This window comes from Acuticoccus yangtzensis, assembly GCF_001927245.1.
Classification (GTDB): Bacteria; Pseudomonadota; Alphaproteobacteria; order Rhizobiales; family Amorphaceae; genus Acuticoccus; species Acuticoccus yangtzensis.
Genome location: NZ_MJUX01000025.1, coordinates 1 through 1,073, shown reverse-complemented (window position 1 = coordinate 1,073; position 1,073 = coordinate 1). Strand labels below are relative to the sequence as shown.

General features: G+C 65.4%; 1 pseudogene. It reads left to right on the top strand.

Annotated features, from left to right (window positions below):
- Positions 1 to 1,046, top strand: a pseudogene (locus BIX52_RS22310) (IS3 family transposase); the annotation flags it as partial.
- Positions 1,047 to 1,073: the final 27 nt, after the last annotated feature.

Sequence of the window (1,073 nt, the reverse complement as noted above, 5' to 3'; positions counted from 1 at the left end):
GGCGTGGCGGAGCTGTGCCGCAAGCACGGGATCAGCGATGCGACCTTCTACACCTGGCGCAAGCGCTACGGCGGCATGGAGGTCTCGGACGCCAAGCGGCTGAAGGCGCTGGAGGATGAGAACGCCCGCCTCAAGAAGCTCCTCGCCGAACAGATGCTTGACGTGGCGACGCTGCGGGATGCTCTGGGAAAAAACTTCTGACGCCCGGCGCGCGGAGAAGCTTCGTGAGCTGAGCGATTGAAAAGAAGGGATATTCCCAGCGGCGCGCCTGTGCGCTGATCGGGATGCATCCCAGGACCTACCGTTACCAGTCGCAGCGGCCGGACGACGCGGCCATGCGCGAACGGCGACAAGCGCTGGCGAACGAGCGGCGACGGTTCGGCTATCGGCGGCTGCACATCCTGCTGCGACGCGAAGGCATCGAGGTGAACCACAAGAAGCTGTTCCGCATGTATCGGGAGGAACGGCTGACCGTGCGGCGCCGGGGCGGCCGTAAACGGGCGATCGGAACACGCGCCCCGATGACGCTGCCGCGGGGACCGAACCAGCGCTGGAGCCTCGACTTTGTCTCCGACCAACTCAGCGACGGGCGTCGCTTCCGGGTGCTGGTCGTGGTCGATGACTTCACCCGCGAATGTCTGGCGCTGGTGGTCGACACGTCCTTGTCGGGTGCTCGGGTGGCCCGGGAACTCGACGGCCTCATCGCCCAGCGTGGCAAGCCGCTGACGGTCGTCAGTGACAACGGAACGGAGCTGACGTCCTGTGCGATCCTCCAATGGCAGGAGGCTCGCCGCGTCGAGTGGCACTACATCGCGCCAGGCAAGCCGATGCAGAACGGCTTCGTCGAGAGCCTGAATGGCCGGTTCCGCGATGAGTGCCTGAACGAGCACCTTTTCCGCAGCCTGCCGGCTGCTCGCCGCCTCATCGAGGAATGGCGGGTCGACTACAATCACGACCGCCCGCATACCAGCCTGGGCGGCCTCACTCCGAACGAGTTTGCAACCCGGTCCGGGCAGGACCACAACACGAACATAGTCCAGCTATGAGTGGGGACACTTCGGGGGCGACGTCAG